The 17,066-nt window shown below is 71.8% G+C and carries 6 protein-coding genes and 1 pseudogene; 4 read left to right on the forward strand and 3 right to left on the reverse strand.

Features of this window, described 5'->3' with window-relative positions; all coding sequences use genetic code 11:
• Nucleotides 1-39 precede the first annotated feature (39 nt).
• Nucleotides 40-4,194: a VCBS repeat-containing protein gene (locus C9F11_RS01770; protein ID WP_138957559.1), complete on the reverse strand. Its 4,155-nt coding sequence runs from the start codon at nt 4,192-4,194 to the stop codon at nt 40-42.
• Between the two features lie 543 nt (nt 4,195-4,737).
• Between C9F11_RS01770 and C9F11_RS01775 the strand changes: the two genes are divergently transcribed.
• Nucleotides 4,738-5,202 carry a hypothetical protein gene (locus C9F11_RS01775; RefSeq protein WP_138957560.1) on the forward strand — a complete coding sequence of 155 codons (465 nt, stop codon included), beginning with the start codon at nt 4,738-4,740 and terminating at the stop codon, nt 5,200-5,202.
• A gap of 700 nt (nt 5,203-5,902) precedes the next feature.
• Complete coding sequence (locus C9F11_RS01780; RefSeq protein WP_269078123.1) at nt 5,903-13,378, forward strand: type I polyketide synthase; 7,476 nt, start codon at nt 5,903-5,905, stop codon at nt 13,376-13,378.
• Nucleotides 13,379-13,476: 98 nt separating this feature from the next.
• Here the strand turns inward: C9F11_RS01780 and C9F11_RS01785 are convergent, their stop codons facing one another.
• Together C9F11_RS01785 and C9F11_RS01790 are read right to left on the reverse strand one after the other, a co-directional pair.
• Nucleotides 13,477-14,277, reverse strand: a complete 801-nt coding sequence (locus C9F11_RS01785; RefSeq protein ID WP_138957562.1) for a HEAT repeat domain-containing protein — start codon at nt 14,275-14,277, stop codon at nt 13,477-13,479.
• A gap of 55 nt (nt 14,278-14,332) precedes the next feature.
• A complete protein-coding gene (locus tag C9F11_RS01790; protein ID WP_138957563.1) occupies nt 14,333-15,196 on the reverse strand; it encodes a hypothetical protein in 864 nt (287 codons plus the stop codon).
• Between C9F11_RS01790 and C9F11_RS49890 the strand changes: the two are divergent.
• Together C9F11_RS49890 and C9F11_RS01795 are read left to right on the forward strand one after the other, a co-directional pair.
• A pseudogene (locus tag C9F11_RS49890) lies at nt 15,161-15,256 on the forward strand (hypothetical protein); the annotation flags it as partial. The gene C9F11_RS01790 and the pseudogene C9F11_RS49890 sit on opposite strands and share 36 nt — an antisense overlap.
• A 605-nt stretch (nt 15,257-15,861) precedes the next feature.
• Entirely contained in the window at nt 15,862-17,058 is a 1,197-nt protein-coding gene (locus C9F11_RS01795; protein ID WP_138957564.1) for a cation:proton antiporter, read from the forward strand.
• Nucleotides 17,059-17,066 lie beyond the last annotated feature (8 nt).

The following is a 17,066-nucleotide window of genomic DNA, read 5'->3' on the forward strand; positions in this document are numbered from 1 at the left end:
CCGGGACAGGTTCGACGCCGGCCGCAGCGCCCTGCGGGATCAGGACTGGAGTTGCTCCAGTGTCTTCTTGGCATTGGCGAGTTTGGGTCCGTAGGTGACGGGGTCCTGGGTGTTGAGCTGGGTGTAGAGGTCGACGGCTTCCCGCACCAGGTCGATGGCGCGCTGCTTCTGGCCCGTGCCGAGCAGGAAGGACGTGGTGGGCGACATGATCCAGTCGGCCAGTTGCGGGCGGTAGGAGGGGTTCCGCGTGCTGAGGATCCGCAGGTTGTCGATGGCCGTGACGGTGAGGTCGGTTGCCTTGGCCTGGAGTTCGGGCTTGCCCCAGAGGTGGAGGGCGACGTCGATCGATGCCCAGGAAAGGCGGTAGGAGAGCTCCTCATCACCCGGGTTCTCCGCGATGAGCACGCGGTAGAGGCTGATGGACTCGTCGCCCACCGCCACCGCCTCATCCCAACGCCCGGACTGGGCGAGGAACGCCGCGGCCGGAGAAGCCGCCCACTGGGCGAACTGCCGACGGTAGGCGGACGTCCTTCTGCAGAGGATCCGTAGGTTGTCGATGGCGGAGACGGTGATGTCCGTCGCCTTGGCCTGGAGTTCGGGCTCACTCCACAGATGGAGAGCGACGTCGATGGACGACCACGAGATGCGGTACGCCAGCTCGTCGTCATCCGGCTTCTCCGCGGCGAGCGTGCGGTAGAGGGTGATGGCTTGCGTTCCGAGCAGGTACGCCTCGTCCATACGGCCGACGTGTACGAGGAATGGCGTGGTCGGCGAGGTGGCCCAGGCCGCGAACCGGGGCCGGTGAGCGGGGTTCTTGGCCGCCAGCACACCGGCCGTCAAGGTGCCCTGAAGGGCGAGGTCGGCGGCTCTGGCCTGGAGCTCGGACCGTTGCCACCAGAGCCCGGCGATCCCGATCACGGTCTCGGCCGCGCGGTGGACGAGCGCGTCGTCCTGCGGGTGATCCGCGGCCAGCTTCCTGGCGAGCGCGATGGCCTCCTCGCCGGTGGTCACCGACTCCTCCCAGCGGCCCGCCGCCGCGAGGTAGTGCGTCAGGAGGACCAGCGCCTCGATGGTCTTGGGCAGGTGGCGGGCATCCAGCCGGGCCAGGCGGCGCAGGAGGCGGCACGCCGCTTGCTGCGGCTCGACGGCTTCCGCGGCGCGCTGCGTGTCGGACAGGCGCCTGGCGCACACCTCCAGCGCGGCTATCAGGCGTTCCGCTCCGGTCTGCTCCTCGGCTGTCAGCACGTGATCGGCGGTGGCCCAGTGGTACGCCGTCACGCGGCCGCCCAGCAGGGGGCGGGTGAACAGCTTGCCGCTCGAAGGGTCGAACACGGCGAGTTCCGCCTTGCCGTCGCCGTCGTAGTCGGCGGGTACGGGAACGTCACCGGCCTGCCCCCAGGTCTCGGTGAGGGCTTCGCCGCCCGAGGTTCGCCGGACGCGCCAGAGTCCCCGCGCCGGTTCCCAGACCGTCTCGTCCAGGACGCCGTCACCGTCGAAGTCCGCCCATACGGTCATGGGCGCGGGCGCCGGGCCGGAGGACTTCCGGCGGAAGTGCCAGTACCAGAGGGTGACGTGGACGGCGCTCAGACCGGCGAGGTCGAGCTGGGCCTCCTGGGCTGTGGACCGCTCGATGGTGAGGCGCCAGGTGGTGGCGGGGCTGCGGCCGTAGAAGGCCTGATCGGTCATCGGCCTGCCGGGGTCGCTCTTGTCGAAGGTCGCCTGGACCGTGCTGGTCCGCGGGCCCGCCGCCGCCGTGCGCGGAGAGCCGTCGCGATACCGGTTGGTGGCCGTGCCCGGATGCTCGACCAGGACGGTCATGCGGGGGTTGGCAGACGTGGCGCCGAGCAGGCCGACGTGCAGGTAGGCGGTCTTCATCTCGAAGCGGTCGACGAACGCGTCGAGGGGAACGGTGAAGGTGGCGGTGCCGTTGGTCCGGAGTGCGTTCAGCACCTCGGGAGTGGTCACGCGGAGGTAGAGGACGTCCTGGTCCAGGCCGTACGAGTCGTACTCCTTGCGCCGGTCCATGAGCGCGAACAGCTGTCTCTTGGAGTTCTGGTACTTCTCCAGCAGGCCGTTCACCCGGCTGTCGTCACCGCGGGCCAGCGGGTGGTAGGCGTTCTCGATGTCATCCGGGTGCAGGAAGCCGTAGTCGAAGGTGAACACGGGCGTGTGGCTGCTGAAGGTCCACAGGTCCACTGTCCGGTTGGCGTAGTAGCAGTACTCGGTCAGCAGGTCCATGTAGTGCTGGTTGCGGGTGACCATCCGGCGGCAGATGTCGGTGAGCTGCGTGATGTCACGCTGCCAGCCCGCCTCCAGGTTCGTCAGCCGCGCGATGTCGTTCGTGTTGACGGCGATCTTGGCATCGGCCGCGGCCAGGTTCAGTTGCTGATGGGTGATCTCCAGCATCTGCAGCGCCCGCTCCCTGACCAGCTCCACCTGCCGGGCCAGCAGGTTCTTCTCCTCGTTCTCCAGCTTTCCGTCGACCTTGGCCTGGAAGAGCTGGACCAGGGTCCCGGACGCGTCGATGAACTTGGCGGCCTGGTCCCCGAGGTCGGTGAGCTTGGAGGTCTTGATGTCGACCCCGGGGCGCGGCTTGGGGCCGTCAGCGGTCCAGTCGAACCAGTTGACCAGATAGCTGCCGTCCCGGTACTTCCCGGTGACCGTGTCGAAGCCCTCCATGGACGCGGCGCTCTTGGCGATCATGTCGCCCGCGGCGAGCATCGCCGCGATGGTGGCACCGCCGGTGTAGAGGGCGGAGACAGCGGCGGCGATGACGATCGCGGCGCCGATCACCGCGCCCAGATCGTTGCCGGGAGGGAACTCCAGGCGCTCGCTGACCAGCTTCGCGCGGACCGCGTCGAGTTGGGCCTGGACCTCGCGCAGCTGCTTGTCGAGGATGTCCGCCCGGCCCTTGGCGGCGTCGACTCCCGCCTTGGCCGCCCTTCGCTCCGTGTCCAGGACCGTCTTCATGTCGTTGAAGTGGCCCAGGTCGGACTCGACCAGCTGGATCTTCTGCGCCTCCCCCTTGGCGAAGAGCAGCAGGTCCGTCGCCGCGGTGTACACGCCCACCACCAGGTCGCCGTAGGCGGTGACGAACTGTTCCTGCGCCGGGAAGTTCGGCACGACGTCCACGTCGTACGGCACCCCGAGGGGGGTCAGGTTGGTGGCGAGATACTGGGACAGTTCCACCGCACGGGCATGCCCCGGCCGCAGCACGAGCGCCTGGGTGAACTCGTGTCCGGCCGTGATCCGGTTGTCGTTCCGCTCCGCCAGGCCCGGTGCGTAACAGCGGAACAGGTACTCGCCGACCCGTGTCCGGTACTCCGCCCAGGCCTCGGTGTACGCCGCACCCAGCTCCCCGCGCACCATGGCCCACCACGCGTCGGCGGTGTGCGTGCGGAACTCGGCAGCCACGCTCGGTCCCGCCGCCGGTCCGGGCTGGCCCGCCGTACCGTCCCGCCCGGGCTCTCCGGGGCCGTTGTACCCCCCTCCTCCCGCTCCTCCGCCGCCTCCCGGCCCCGCGGGTCCGGCGTCGCCGCCCTTGCCGTCGCCCAGCACGCCCGACCCCTCGACCGTCTCCACGCGTATCTGGGCGCCCGGCCCGCCGACCGCCCCGTTTCCGCCGCGTCCGCCCGGACCGCCGTAGCCGGGATCCCGGCCGTCCTCCCCGGGCTTGGGCGGCTTGGTGCCGTCCTTGCCCTGGCCTCCTTGGCCGCCGGTGCCGCCCGGTCCTCCCGTGCCGCCCCGCGCGATCAGCCGTACGTCCCAGGCCCGCGCCGCGAGCAGGGTGATCGGGGTGGCGGCGCCCCCTGGCGCGCCGTTGCCGCCCGGGCCTCCGGCCTTGCCGTCGCGGCCGCCCGAACCGCCGCCGGTGCCCCCGGCACTGCCGACCGCACCGGCGGCACCGACCGGGCCGGTGGTGTCGACGCCTCCGCCGTTGCCCCGGTAGGTCTCGGCGACCAGCAGCACTGGGTACCCGGTGAGGGGCAGGACGTATCCGGGATCGTGCGTGATCTCACGGGCTATCAGCACCAGCCGCGTGCCCGGGGCCGGTCTGTCCGCGCGGATCTCCTGTAACAGGGCACTGTTCACTTTGATGGTGTCCCGCAGATAGACCCAATCAGCTGCGGACACCTCGACGTTACGCGTCCGCGGGACCAGGTCCGCGGATGTCCCAGGGGTGGCTGTACTCATCGCGTGCTCCTCCGATCGATGTGGCGGCCCGACGGCGGCGCGGCGCTCGAACGCGAGACGGGTGGGTGGGTGCTACGGAACCGGGCTCGACCGCGCTGCCCGGCGACTCGGCCTCCTGCCGACCGAGCGGGGCCGGCCCCTCGCCCGGCCCTGCTCGCCCGTCATCCGCGCCACGGCTCCTACAGCCCTGTCCACTCCCCCGCCCGGACACATCCGGCGCCGCCGCCCCTGCCGTCACGGCTTGCCCAGAATGCCTAGGCGAGGCCGATGGCACACGTTCCGGTCCGCTCAGCGGAACAGGGGGTCCCGACCGGTGCCTCGGAGATACGGGCCCCCTCGGCCGAAGCCGCGAGAGACATCGGCTGCCGCGACACCACCCGAGAGGATGAATGAGCGCCACGCACGAGTGATTTCACCTCCCGCACCGTCGCCAGGGCGGCGCATTGGCTTGACTCTGAGGTCATGGACAAGTCGCCCATGGCCGGTGCAAACACACTCCGACCCAACGTATCCGCCCGGTGGGCAGCTCGGTTGGCGACCCTCATGGCCGCCCTCACGCTCACCGCCGTCACCCTGGACGCGACTCACGCCGGCGCGGAGCCCGCGGCGTCGAACTGCTTCGTCAACGGCCAGCCCCAACCGGGCCCCGAGATCGACGGAACGGCTGGAGACGACGACATCCGGTGCGACAGCCTCGTCTCCGGAGACGTGATCTTCGGCCACGACGGGAACGACACCATCCGGGTCACCTTCAACCACGCCGGAGTCATCAACGGCGGCAAAGGCCAGGACACCGTCCGCCTTGAAGAGGAGAACACGGGCCTCGTCCAGGCCGGAGACGGCAACGACGACGTCATCGCCTCCCACAACGGCCAACTCGGCCGGATCCACGGCAATGCGGGCGACGACGAGATCCAAGTCCTGCTGAACGACGGCGAGGTCGACGGCGGCCCCGGCAACGACGTGTGCCGCGTCAACGAGGGCATCGTCCTCAACTGCAACCCCTAGGCGGGTGGCCGCCTCAGCGCCCCGGCCACCGCGCGATCGCACGCCGTTGAGCGAGTCGGCGAGCATTACTGGGTGCTGGAGAGCCGCCTCACCGCGGGCTCAGTGGGCTCGGTCGCGCTGCTCTTCATCCGGCCACTGGGCCCTCGATTCGCCGGGCAGTACGGCATCGGGCGAGCTCGTGGAACAGTGAGCCGTCGTCCCTCGCGGTGTCCTTGGCTCCGTCACAGGTGTTCCGCATGGCCCGCCGCACGCAATCCGCCTCCAGGCGCCGCCAGTCCGCCGCCAGTCGGCGCAGGAAGCCGCTGTAAGCTCCACCTCCCTTGTCTTGCAAGGGAAGTCGGCGGCCAGAACCTGCCCCTCAGTGTGCCGAGCGGCCCGCCCCGTGCCCACCCTCGGCCGAGGGGAGCGTGCCGGGTGCATACGAGTTCGCGGACCCCACGTCGCCACCTTCCTCCCTGGTGAACCGGATCGGCCTGCCCAAGGACAGCCCGCCGCTGGCCGCGGCGGAACGGATTTGTCAGGATGGCCGCGAACAGAAGTGTGTACAGAGCGCATAGCTACGAATAATTCCGCCATCCTTCTGGGCCCACGGCTATCAACCGCCCCCTTGGGCAGCTTCTGTTGCGGTGGCACCTGCTCTGGCTCAAAGGAGGCGGTGGTGGAGGGTGGACCTTTCGTGACTCTGGATGAGCCGATAGCAGTGGTGGGCGCCTCGTGCCGCCTGCCGGGCGGGATCAATGGTCTGGACGAGTTATGGACCGCCCTGATGGGAGGGCGTGATCTGGTCGGTGTGGCGCCGCCCGACAGGTTCGACGCCGAACGGTGGTTGTCGGCCAACCCCCACCGGAGCGGCAAGTCGTACACGGTGGCGGGCGCGTTCCTGGCGGACGTGGCGGGCTTCGACGCCGACTACTTTCAGATCTCCCCGCGCGAAGCGGCTCAGATGGACCCGCAGCACCGGCTGCTCCTCGAGCTCGCGGTGGAGGCCCTGGACGACGCGGGTGCCGTCACCAGCTCGCTGGCGGGCACGGACACCGGCGTCTTCGTGTCCGTGGGAGGGCACAGCTACGCGACGCTGCAGGCGATGCGTCCCAAGTTGATGGACAGCCACAGCGCGCTGGGGATCATGACCTCCTTCGCCGCCAACCGCATCTCCTTCCACTTCGATCTCCGCGGGCCGAGCGTGGTGGTGGAGTCCGCGTGCTCGTCGTCTCTGGTGGCCCTGCACGAGGCGTGCGAAGCGCTGCACCGGGGACGGGTGGGCATGGCCGTGGCGGGCGGCGCCAACCTGTTGCTGGCTCCGACCGACTTCGTCGCCTCCTCCCGTGCCACGATGCTGTCCAGACGAGGCCGTTCACAGACGTTCTCCGCTGCCGCGGACGGGTACGCGCGCGGCGAGGGCGGCGGCCTGGTGGTCCTCAAACGACTCGCGGACGCCCAACGCGACGGCGACCGCATCCACGCGCTCATCCGGGGCACCGCCACCAACAACGACGGTCACACGCCGGGCATTTCCGTACCGGACGCGGGAGCGCAGCGGTCCCTTCTGGAGCAGGTCTATCGCCGTGCGGGCGTCGATCCGGGCGATGTGGTGTATCTGGAGACCCACGGCACGGGGACGCCGGTGGGGGATCCGATCGAGTGCCGGGCGCTGGGGATGGCGATGGGCCGCTCGCGGGGGGCGGCCGATCCCCTGCCGATCGGCTCGATCAAGACCAACGTGGGCCATCTCGAAGGCGCTTCCGGGATCGCGGGTCTGCTCAAGGCGATGCTCGTACTCCGCCACGGAGCGATCCCCGCCTCCCTGCACGCCACTCCCCTCAGCCAGGCGATCGACTTCACCGCTCTGGGGCTCGAACCCGTCCTGGCCGCACGCCCTCTTGAGGTGACCGCGCGCTCGCTGGTCGGCGTCAACTCCTTCGGGGCGGGCGGGTCCAACGCCCACGCGATCCTCGCGGCCGCGCCGTCGGCCCCGCCCGCTCCTGCCGAGGCGACCGGGCACGGGGACGTACCGGTCGTCGTCTCGGCGCGCACCCGCGACGCTCTCGCCGAAGCGTCGGAGCGGATGGTGCGGCACCTGGAGGGCCTGGACCAACGGGACTTCTACCACCTCGCCGCCACCTCGGCCCACCGCCGCGAGCGGCACCCGTACCGCGCGGTGGTCCTTGCGGGCACCGCACAGCAGGCCGCCGAGCGGCTGCGGGCCCTCGCCGAGCGCTCACCCGGCTCCCGCGGGACAGCCACCGCCCGAGGCGTACCGCGCGGCAAGGTGGCGTTCGCGTTCAGCGGCAACGGCGCTCAGTGGGCGGGCATGGGCGCCGATCTGCTGGACGGCGACGCGGTGTTCGCCGCCGCCGTAGCCCGGGTAGACGCGCTCCTGACACCCGCCCTCGGCTGGTCGGTGGAGCAGGAGCTGCGCGCGGCGAAGGCGGAGAGCTCGGCCGCGACGGAGATCGCCCAGCCGTTGTTGTTCACCGTGCAGGTGGCCACGGTGTGCGTGCTTGCCGCGCGGGGCTTCAAGCCGGAGGCGGTGGTCGGGCACAGCGTCGGGGAAGTCGCGGCGGCGTGGGCCGCGGGCGCCCTCGACCTGGCCACGGCGTGCCGCGTGGTCGCCGAGCGCAGCCGGGCGCAGGGGCCGACCGCGGGCCTGGGCCGCATGGCCGCCATCGGGGTCGGCGGCGAAGAGGCCCGCCGCCTGCTGGCCCCGTACGAAGGACGCCTGGAGGTCACGGCGTTCAACAGCGATCGCGACCTCACCGTCGGCGGCCCGCAGGACGCGCTGGAGGAGCTGGGTGCCGAAGCCGCGCGACAAGGCATCTTCTTCCGGCTGCTCGACCTGGACTACGCGTTCCACACCTCGGCGATGGACGGCATCCGTGACGGTCTCCTCGCCGCCCTCGAAGGCGTCGAGGCGCGCACCACGGACACGGCGTTCACCTCGACCGTGACCGGCGGGCTCGTCGACACCCGCACGCTGGGCGCCCACTACTGGTGGGACAACGTACGGCAGCCGGTGCGGTTCGGCTCGGCCGTGCAGGAGTTGCTCGCCGCGGGCTGCGACACGTTCGTGGAGATCGGGCCTCACCACGTCCTCCGGGGTTATCTCACCCGGCTGTGCTCCACCGTCTCGGGGCAGACGGCCGTCATCCCCACGCTGCTCCGCGACGGCGACGGGTCCGCCGCGCTCGACACCGCACTCGCACATCTGCTGGCCGTCGGCGCCGACGTCGTATGGAAGGAGTGGTTCCCCCGGCCTGCCCGGGTGGTCGACCTGCCGACCTACCCCTGGCAGCACGAGCGGCACTGGCACGGAGCCCCCGACTGGTGGGACGAACGCCTTGTGCTCGGCAGCACCGGGCACCCGCTCCTGGGTGAGCGGATACCGGGCCCCGAGCCCGGCTGGGAGTGCGACGTGGAGCCCGAGAGGGTGCCGTGGGCGGGCGACCACACGATCAGCGAGAGCGTGGTCATGCCCGGCATGGCCTTCGCCGAGATGGCTCTGGCCGCGGGTGCCGAGGTGTTCGGCGCGCCCGTTGAGGTCCTCGGTCTGCGCATCGACACCGCGCTGACCCTTCCCTGGCAGGACGACGCGATGGACGTGCGGTTGCGCACCAGCTTCAGTCCTGACGACGGCGTGACGCAGATCAGCAGCACCGACGGCGACGGTTCCAGCTGGCAGGCCCACGCGCGCGCCCAGGTCCGGCGCCTTCTGCGGCCCCGGCCCGGCCCCCTGGACCACACGGCATCGGACCCGCCCGAGGCCGGTGCCGGGGAGCGGGCGGCCCAGGACCACTACGCCCGCTGTGCCGACGCCGGCCTGAACTACGGTCCGCACCTGCGGATCCTGCACAGTCTGCGGGCGACGGCCAACGCTGCTTCGGCCCGGTACGCGCTGCCGTCCACCACCACCTCCTTTCACGGCCACCCGGTCGTCATGGACGCCGCGTTGCAGACCGCGCTGGCGCTGCTGCCCGACGACGGCCGGATCTACGTGCCCGTATCCGCCGGTGCCCTCCGGTACTGGGACACCCCGGACGCCCTCGGCCTCATCGACGTACGGGCGCGGGCGGTCACATCCGACGAAGGCGTCGTGGACGTCACGGTGACCGACCTCCATGGCGCTGTCACCCTGGAGATGACCGAGGTACGTCTCAAGGCCCTGGACGAGCGCCGCCGTCGGCCCACGGAGTACTACACCACTGAGCTGCGCGCGGTGCCGCTGGCCGCCGTCCCCGCCCCGGCCATCGCGGCGTCCGACCTGGCGCGGGCGACCCGAGCCGAACGGCAGGCCCTGCCGCGCGGGTGGCGGGACAGCAGGGAGAACGGCCTGGCCGCCCGGACCGGCGAGCTCAGCGGCCACTTCTTCGCCCAGGCCGTGCGGGACATGCTGCCCGGCGAGGAGGAGTTCACCCTCGGCCGACTGCTGGCGGCGGGGCTGCGGCCCGACAGGGAACTGCTGGTCCGCTCGCTGGCCCGGATGGCCTGCGACGCCGGCGTCATGACGGCCCTCGGTGACGACGCGGAGGATCCCCGCTGGCGGCTCGTCGCGCCGCCACGCCCCGCGGCCGTGCTTCAGCAGATGACGGCCGACTTCCCGTCCGAGGCGGCCTTCCTGACCCTGTGCACCCTGTGCGGCAGCCACTTGGCCCCCATGCTCCGCGGTGACCTCGACCCGGTGGACCTCATGTTCAACGGCGCCGACCGGGACCTCATCGAGCAGGTGTACAGCTCCACGGTCCCCTCACGCCTGGCCCGGCGAAACGCCGGGATCTACCTGCGCGAGTTCCTCGCGCGATGGCCCGCCGACCGGCCGCTCCACGTGCTGGAGATCGGCGGCGGCACCGGTGGCACCACCGCGTCCCTCCTCCCCCTGCTGCCTCCGGAGCGCACCCGGTACGTCTTCACCGACGTGTCGGCCGGGTTCTTCACCCGTGCCCAGGAGCGCTTCACCGCCTACGACTTCGTCGAGTACCGCACGCTGGACATCACCGCCGACCCCGTGGCGCAGGGCTTCGCCGAGGGCGAGTTCGACCTGGTGATCGCCGCCAACGTCCTGCACGTCGCGCCACGCCTCACCCAGGCGCTCCACCACGTGACCTCGCTGCTCGGCAGCCGGGGAGCGCTCCTGGCCGTGGAGTCGAGCGACCCGCGCCTCGACGACCTGTGCTTCGGCGGATTCGACGGCTTCTGGACGTTCGCCGACGCTCCCCTGCGCACCCGCAGCTGCCTGCTGACCGCCGACCGGTGGATGCCGCTGCTCGCCGAGTGCGGCTTCACCGACGCCACGTACGCCACGCAGGACCTCGACGTCGACGACGCCGAGGACAGCGTCATCCTCGCCACCCGCACGGCCCTTGATACGACGCCTGTCGCGTCGGCACCCGCCGGCCAGAACCCCGTGCGGTGGCTCGTCGTCGCGGAGCGCCCTGAGGGGGAGCTTGCTGGTCGCCTCGTCGAGTCCCTGCGGGGGTCCGGGGGCCCGGACGTGGCGGTCGTTTCCGCGGGTGACAGCTCGCGTGTGGAGTGGCCGCCGTCCGAGGGTGAGCGCCCGTCCGGTGTCGTCGTCCTTCTTGACGAGGCGGCGTCGGGCAGCTCGTCGGGCGAGTCGCCGCCGTGGTACGGAGGGCCGTCGTGCCCTTCCCCGCCCGGCCAGGGGCTCGTCCCGTCACCGGACCAGGACCTCATCGATCCCATGCTCCGACGGGCCGCCATGCTGCGGGATCTGGTCGCCGCCCGGCACCGCGACCCCTCCCCCGACCCGCTGCCCCTCGTCGTCGTCACCCGGCCCAGCGGGGCCCTGCCCGCCCCCGAGCGCCCCCTCGCGCCCTCGGACGCGGCCGTGTGGGGCATGGCACGCAGCCTGGCGAACGAAGAGCCTTCGCTGCGGATCCGGCGCGTGTCCCTGGACCGCGGGGACGACCCCGCCCAGGACGCCGCGCGGCTGGCTCAAGTGGTCAACGCGGACACGGCGGAGGACGAGCTCGTCCTGACGCGCGGTGGCTGCTTCGCCCCGCGCACCAGGGCCCGGCTGCCCGCAGCCCCCGCTGCGGCCAGCGGCCCCTACCGCCTTCACACCGACCGTGGCGGCGGGGCGGCGGCGCTGTCGTGGATCCAGGACACGGAAGGCGCCCCCGGCCCCGCCCCCGGCCAGATCGCGATCGCTGTGCAGGCCGCCGCGCTCAACTACCACGACGTCATGACCGTCACCGGCTTGATCACCGAAGACACCGACACGCCCGGCTTCCAGCACGACCGCGTGGGTCTGGAGTGCGCGGGCACCGTCACCGGAGTCGGCCCCGGAGTGACCGGCTTCGCCCCGGGTGACCGCGTGTTCGCCTTCACCACCACCTCGATCGCCTCCCGGATGACCACACCCGCCCACCTGGCGGGGCACATCCCCGACGGCATGAGCTTCGCCGAAGCCACGACGCTCCCCATCGCCTTCGCCACCGTCCACTACGGCCTCACCGACCGCGCGGACCTACAGGCGGGCGAGACGGTCCTGGTCCACGGCGGCGCGGGGGGCGTCGGCCTGGCCGTGCTGCAACACGCGCGGCACGTCGGTGCCCAGGTCATCGCCACAGCGGGCACCCCTGCCAAGCGCCGTCTGCTCCGCCACCTGGGGGTCGCGCATGTCCTCGACTCACGCAGCCTGGACTTCGCCGAACAGGTCCGCCGCCTCACCTCCGGCGAGGGAGTCGACGTGGTCGTCAACTCCCTGACCGGCGAAGCCGCCGCCCGCAGCCTCGAACTCCTGCGCCCCGGCGGCCGGTTCGTGGAACTCGGCAAACGCGGCTTCCAGGACAACAGCCGCCTGCTGCTCAAGGCCCTCGCCGCCAACTGCAGCTATCTGGCCGTCGACATCCTCAAGATCGTCGCAGGTCCACCGCACCGGGCTCGGCGCCTCACCGAGGCCGTCACCGATCTCGTCCGCCGCGGCGTCTACCGGCCGCTTCCGCACAGCATCCATCCCGCGGCGCAGCTGCAGGAGGCCTTCACCCTCTTCCGGCACTCCCGCCACGTCGGCAAGGTCGTCCTGTCCCTCGAAGAACGCCCGCCGGTCCGCTCCGCGCCCGCACCACTCCGCCTGAACCCCCACGGCTCCTACCTGATCACCGGCGGCCTCAACGGCTTCGGCGCCGCCACCGCCCGCCACCTCGCCACCCTGGGAGCCCGGCACCTCACCCTCGTCGGCCGCCGCGGCGACAGCACCAGCGAATCCGCGGCCCTCCTCACCGACCTGCGCGCCCAGGGCGTGGACGTCAGTGTCCACGCGGCCGACGTCACCGACCCCGCCGCCCTCCGTACGGTCATCGACTCCGCTCCCCTGCCGCTGCGCGGTGTCGTCCACGCCGCGATGGAACTCAACGACACCCTCCTCAGGGACTCCACCGACTCGGCCTTCCGCGCCGCGCTGCCCGCCAAGGCCAAGGGCGCGCGTCTCCTGGACACCCACACCCGCCACCACGACCTCGACCTCTTCGTCCTCTACAGCTCCACCAGCTCCCTGCTCGGCTGGCCCGGCCAGGCCAACTACAACGCGGCCAACGTCTACACCGAAGCCCTGGCCCGCGCCCGCCGCCAGGACGGCCTGCCGGCCCTCGCTGTCGGCTGGGGCGCCATCACCGAGGTGGGTTACGCCGCCCGCACCTACTCGGACGAATACCTGGGCCGGCAGATCACCACCCCGCTGGCCCCCGCCGCGGCCCTCGATTCCCTCGCGCTCCTCACCCACTCCACCGTCGACGTCGCCACCGTCGTCGCCCACGTCGACTGGCACCGGGTGCGCACCGCCACCGTGGCGGGCGACGTCCCCCGCCACGCCCACGTCCTCGCGGCCGTCCCCGAGAACACCGACGACTCCCACACCCTGCGCGAACAGATCACCGCGCTCGACCCTCCCCAGGCCGAAACCCTGGTGCGCGACACCCTCACCGAACTCCTCGCACGACTTCTGCGCACCCCCACCGAACGTATCGACCAGTCCATCGCCCTCAAGAACCTCGGCATCGACTCCCTGCTCGCCACCGAACTCACCACCACCATCCGCCGCAACCTCAACTGCGAGCTCGCCACGGTGGCGGTCATCAACGCCACCGGCACCGACCACCTGGCACGCATCCTGCTCCCCCAGCTCATGAGCCCGAACGGCGCCCGCAGGGATCCTGATTCCTAGATCGCGCACGGCTCCCGGCCGACCACGGTGACCGGTCGGCCGTCACACAGGTGGGGCGCCCCGTATCCCACGAGGCGCCCCACCTGTGCCTTCCCCTCTCAGAGGGTCGTACTGTCCCCCGGCCACGTCTGCGGCAGCGGATCAACTGCCCTGGTCAGCGTGTGCCGCAGAGATTCGGCGAGCGCGGCGTCCGCGGTGGACGCCGCCTGATGCACCAGCTCTGAGCGCTGCCAGAGCATCAGGGTCTGCACGGCCGCGTCCCGGATCTGAGGTCGCCGGTCGCCCAGTGCCTCGACCAGACCGGCCTCGGCCGGGTGGCCGTCCAGCACCGATGCCGCTGCCGCGTGGTGCAGTCGTCGTACGGACTGCACCGCGTGCAGGCGGACGTCCGTTGACGGGTCGTCCAGGACGTCGGCCAGCGGGTCGAGGGCGGCCGGATCGGCCGTGTCGCCCAGGGCCATGGCCGCGGAGACGCGGACCGTGGCGCTGTCCGCTCCGAGGCGCAGGGTGTAGCGCTCGACGGGCGGCGGAGTCAGGCGCCTGAGCCGCGTGTACCCCCACGCCGAGCGCGGAAAGGTGTCGGGGTACGCCAGGGCGCCCCAGCTCATCACCTTGCGGACCAGACGGTTCTTCGGGGGGCGGGGCTCGAGCAGGTCGCGGAAGGGCTCCACGTCCCGGTCGGGGTCCAGCTCCGCCGCGACCCGGATGGCGAGGCCGTGGAGGTCCGGCTCGTACAGGTCGTCGAGGTGGTCGAGCGCGGACAGGCGCGTGACGAAGCCCATGACGGCGGCGTCCGCCCGGGGCCCGCCGGCCCTGTGGAGGTCCAGCAGAGCGCCGGAGAAGTCCTTCTTCCGGTCGCTGAACAGCGTGGCCTCGGCCTCTTCAAGGCTGCTGGTCATGTCGGCCTGCCTGCCTTTCTCGTGTTTCCGCGTACGGACGGTGGGGGCGGGAGTGCTACTTCTTGATGGCGAAGAACACGCAGCCCGCGGCGGCGAACGCGGCCTTCTGCTGTGCGGTCGTGGCCCCGGGGTTCCTGGCTCCGTGCCAGGCCCCCTTGGCGCACCTGATGCCGTACTTCTTGCCGTACTTCCAGACCGTCTTGCCCGCCTTCTTGGCCCAGCCCTTGGTCTTGTCCCACCACTTGGGGTCGGCCACCACCGGGTAGGCGGTGGACGCGTCGGTCTGGATCGTCCGGACGAGGTCGTTGCCGTCGAGGCGGTAGCTGGTGGCGATCGCCTTGCCGTTGGCGTCCTTGGCCCAGGGCGCTTCGAACGCCCCGATGATGTCACCCTCGCCCTCGGCCGTGCTGTCGGTCGTGCCGTCGGCGATGACCAGGCTGTCGTCCTCGGTGAGGATGGGGACGGCGTCCTTGGGCAGTTCGAGGGGGAAGCGGTACTCGGTGGGAGCGGACGCGTCCCGCAGCGTGACCAGGGCGCTCGCGCTGCCGTCCGGCTCGACCTGCGCGGCGACGTCCGTGGCGCCTTCCGTCAGCTGCGGGTAGACCACGGTGCCCTCGGCGGACGTGTGGGCCTTCGCCGCGTCCGAGCCGGGCAGGCCGATCTTGATCCGCGCGCCCGTGGGGTCCGTGACCGTCAGCTTCCCGGCGCCGGTGGCGGGCAGGTCCACCCGCGTGCCCGAAGCCTCCGCCGTCAGGCTGCCGTTGGCCGCGGACCGGGGCTTCGCGACCCGCGCGGCCCCCGTGGCCTTGTGCACGGCCGCGGCCGTACTCGCGGCCGCCACGGCACGGGCGGCGGCTTCGAAGGACGCGCTCGCCTCGTCCTGGTGCCGTTGGGCGCCCTCGGCACCGTCCCCTGGCACGCGGCGCGACAGCACGCCCAGCACCGCTCCGCCAGTGGCGACGCATACGCCCTGGAGGCCGCGGAGTTCTCCTACGCCGTCTCCGCCCGGGCACTGTGCGACGCGGCGACCCTCCCCCGCGCGCCCGGTTGCGGGACACCGCCCCCCAAGGCTCCGGTGACGCCCACGCGCGACCCCAAGGACGCGCTGTTGCGGCTGCGCACGGCGCCCCCCGGCCGACGGCGGTGTCCTGCTCCTCTCCGGCCCTGCCGACTTCGGAGGGTACGAACTCATGCTTTCCGAGGGCCCGTTGGCCATGTCATCCGTTGCCGAAGCCATTCGCCACAGCGACCGTCCCCCCACCGCCGTACTGGTCACCGACTGCCACGGCGACGGCGTGACCACCGACGCAGAGGCGTCGCTGCACCTGGCCGACGCCCTGCTCCGGGAGGGCGCGGGCGCGGTGGTCGCGCCCCTGTGGCCCCTGTGCGACCGGGCGCGGTCGGTGTTCCTCCACCTCGTGCGCCACTGCTTGGTCACCCAGGACGCCACCCCCGGGCAACCGGCTGGCGACTTCGCCGCCCGAGGCATTCAGGGCGTGTCAATCCCTCCTCCCGGGGCGGCGGCCCCGAGACTGGTCATCCCTGTTCACGGGAGTTCCCCCACGTCCTCTGCTGCGGGTTGTCGTGCCGGCTTTCATCGTTGTGCTGTCGCTGCTGTTCCTCTGGTCCCTCGTCTCGCATCGGCTGGCCCGATGGAGCATCACCGCGCCGATCGCCTTCGTCGTGGCGGGCATCGTCCTCACCCGTGGCCCGCACCCGGCCGTGCCGTTCGACCTGGAGGCGCACAGCTTCGAGGTGGCCGTCGAGATCGTGCTGGCCGTGATGCTGTTCATGGACGCCACCGAGGCCCGCGACTACGAACGCCTCGGCAGGTCCGTCGGCGAAGGCCGTCTGCTCGGCATCGCGCTGCCCGCCTCCGTCGCCCTGGCCACCCTCATCGGCGCCGTCGTCTTCCCCGGCACCAGCTGGTGGCTCCTGGCGGTGGCCGCGCTCGTCGTCATGCCCGTCGACCTCGCGCCGATCGCCGGATTCCTGCGCGACGCGCGGGTCCCGCTGCGGGTGCGGGCCGCGCTGAACATCGAGGGTGGCTTCAACGACGGCCTCGTCTCCCCCCTCTTCCTGTTCTGCGTGGCGAACCTGGCCACCGCACACGGCAGTACGTTCGCGGAGCTGCTCTGGAGCGTCGTCAAGGGCGCGCTCCTCGCCGTCGTCGTCGGCAGCCTGCTGGGAACGGGGGCCGCCTGGCTCGTCCGGCGGGCGTGGGACGACGGCTGGGCCCGCCCGGCCGCACTGCGCACGGCCAGCCTCGCCCTGCCGTTCCTCGCCTATGCCGTCGCCACCACCGCGGGCGGCAACGGCTTCGTCGCGGCCTTCGTCACCGGCCTGTGGTACGCCACCACCGCCCACGCGATCGCCGGGGACAACCTCGGCCTCGTGCACGAGGTCTCGGAGCTGATGGCCCTGGCCGTGTGGTTCACCCTGGGCAAGATGGCCACCGACGCGTTCGCCGACGGCGTCTCCGGGCGCGTCGTCCTGTACGGGCTGCTCGCCCTGACCGTGGCCCGCCTGGTGCCCGTGATGGCCTCGCTGGCGGGCACCGACCTGCCCCGCACCGAACGCCGGGCGATCGCCTGGCTCGGCTCACGCGGCGTCACGTCCATCGTCTTCGCCCTGCTCGCCTCCATCCAACTGCCGCCGGACGACAGCGCCTTCATCATCAGAGTGATGTGCACGACGGTCCTGCTGAGCGTCGCGCTGCACGGCATGACGCAGGAACCCGTCGCCCGCAGGTTCGCGCGCGCCCCGCGGCCCACCCCGTGACGCCCCTG

The organism is Streptomyces sp. YIM 121038 (assembly GCF_006088715.1).
GTDB lineage: Bacteria > Actinomycetota > Actinomycetes > Streptomycetales > Streptomycetaceae > Streptomyces.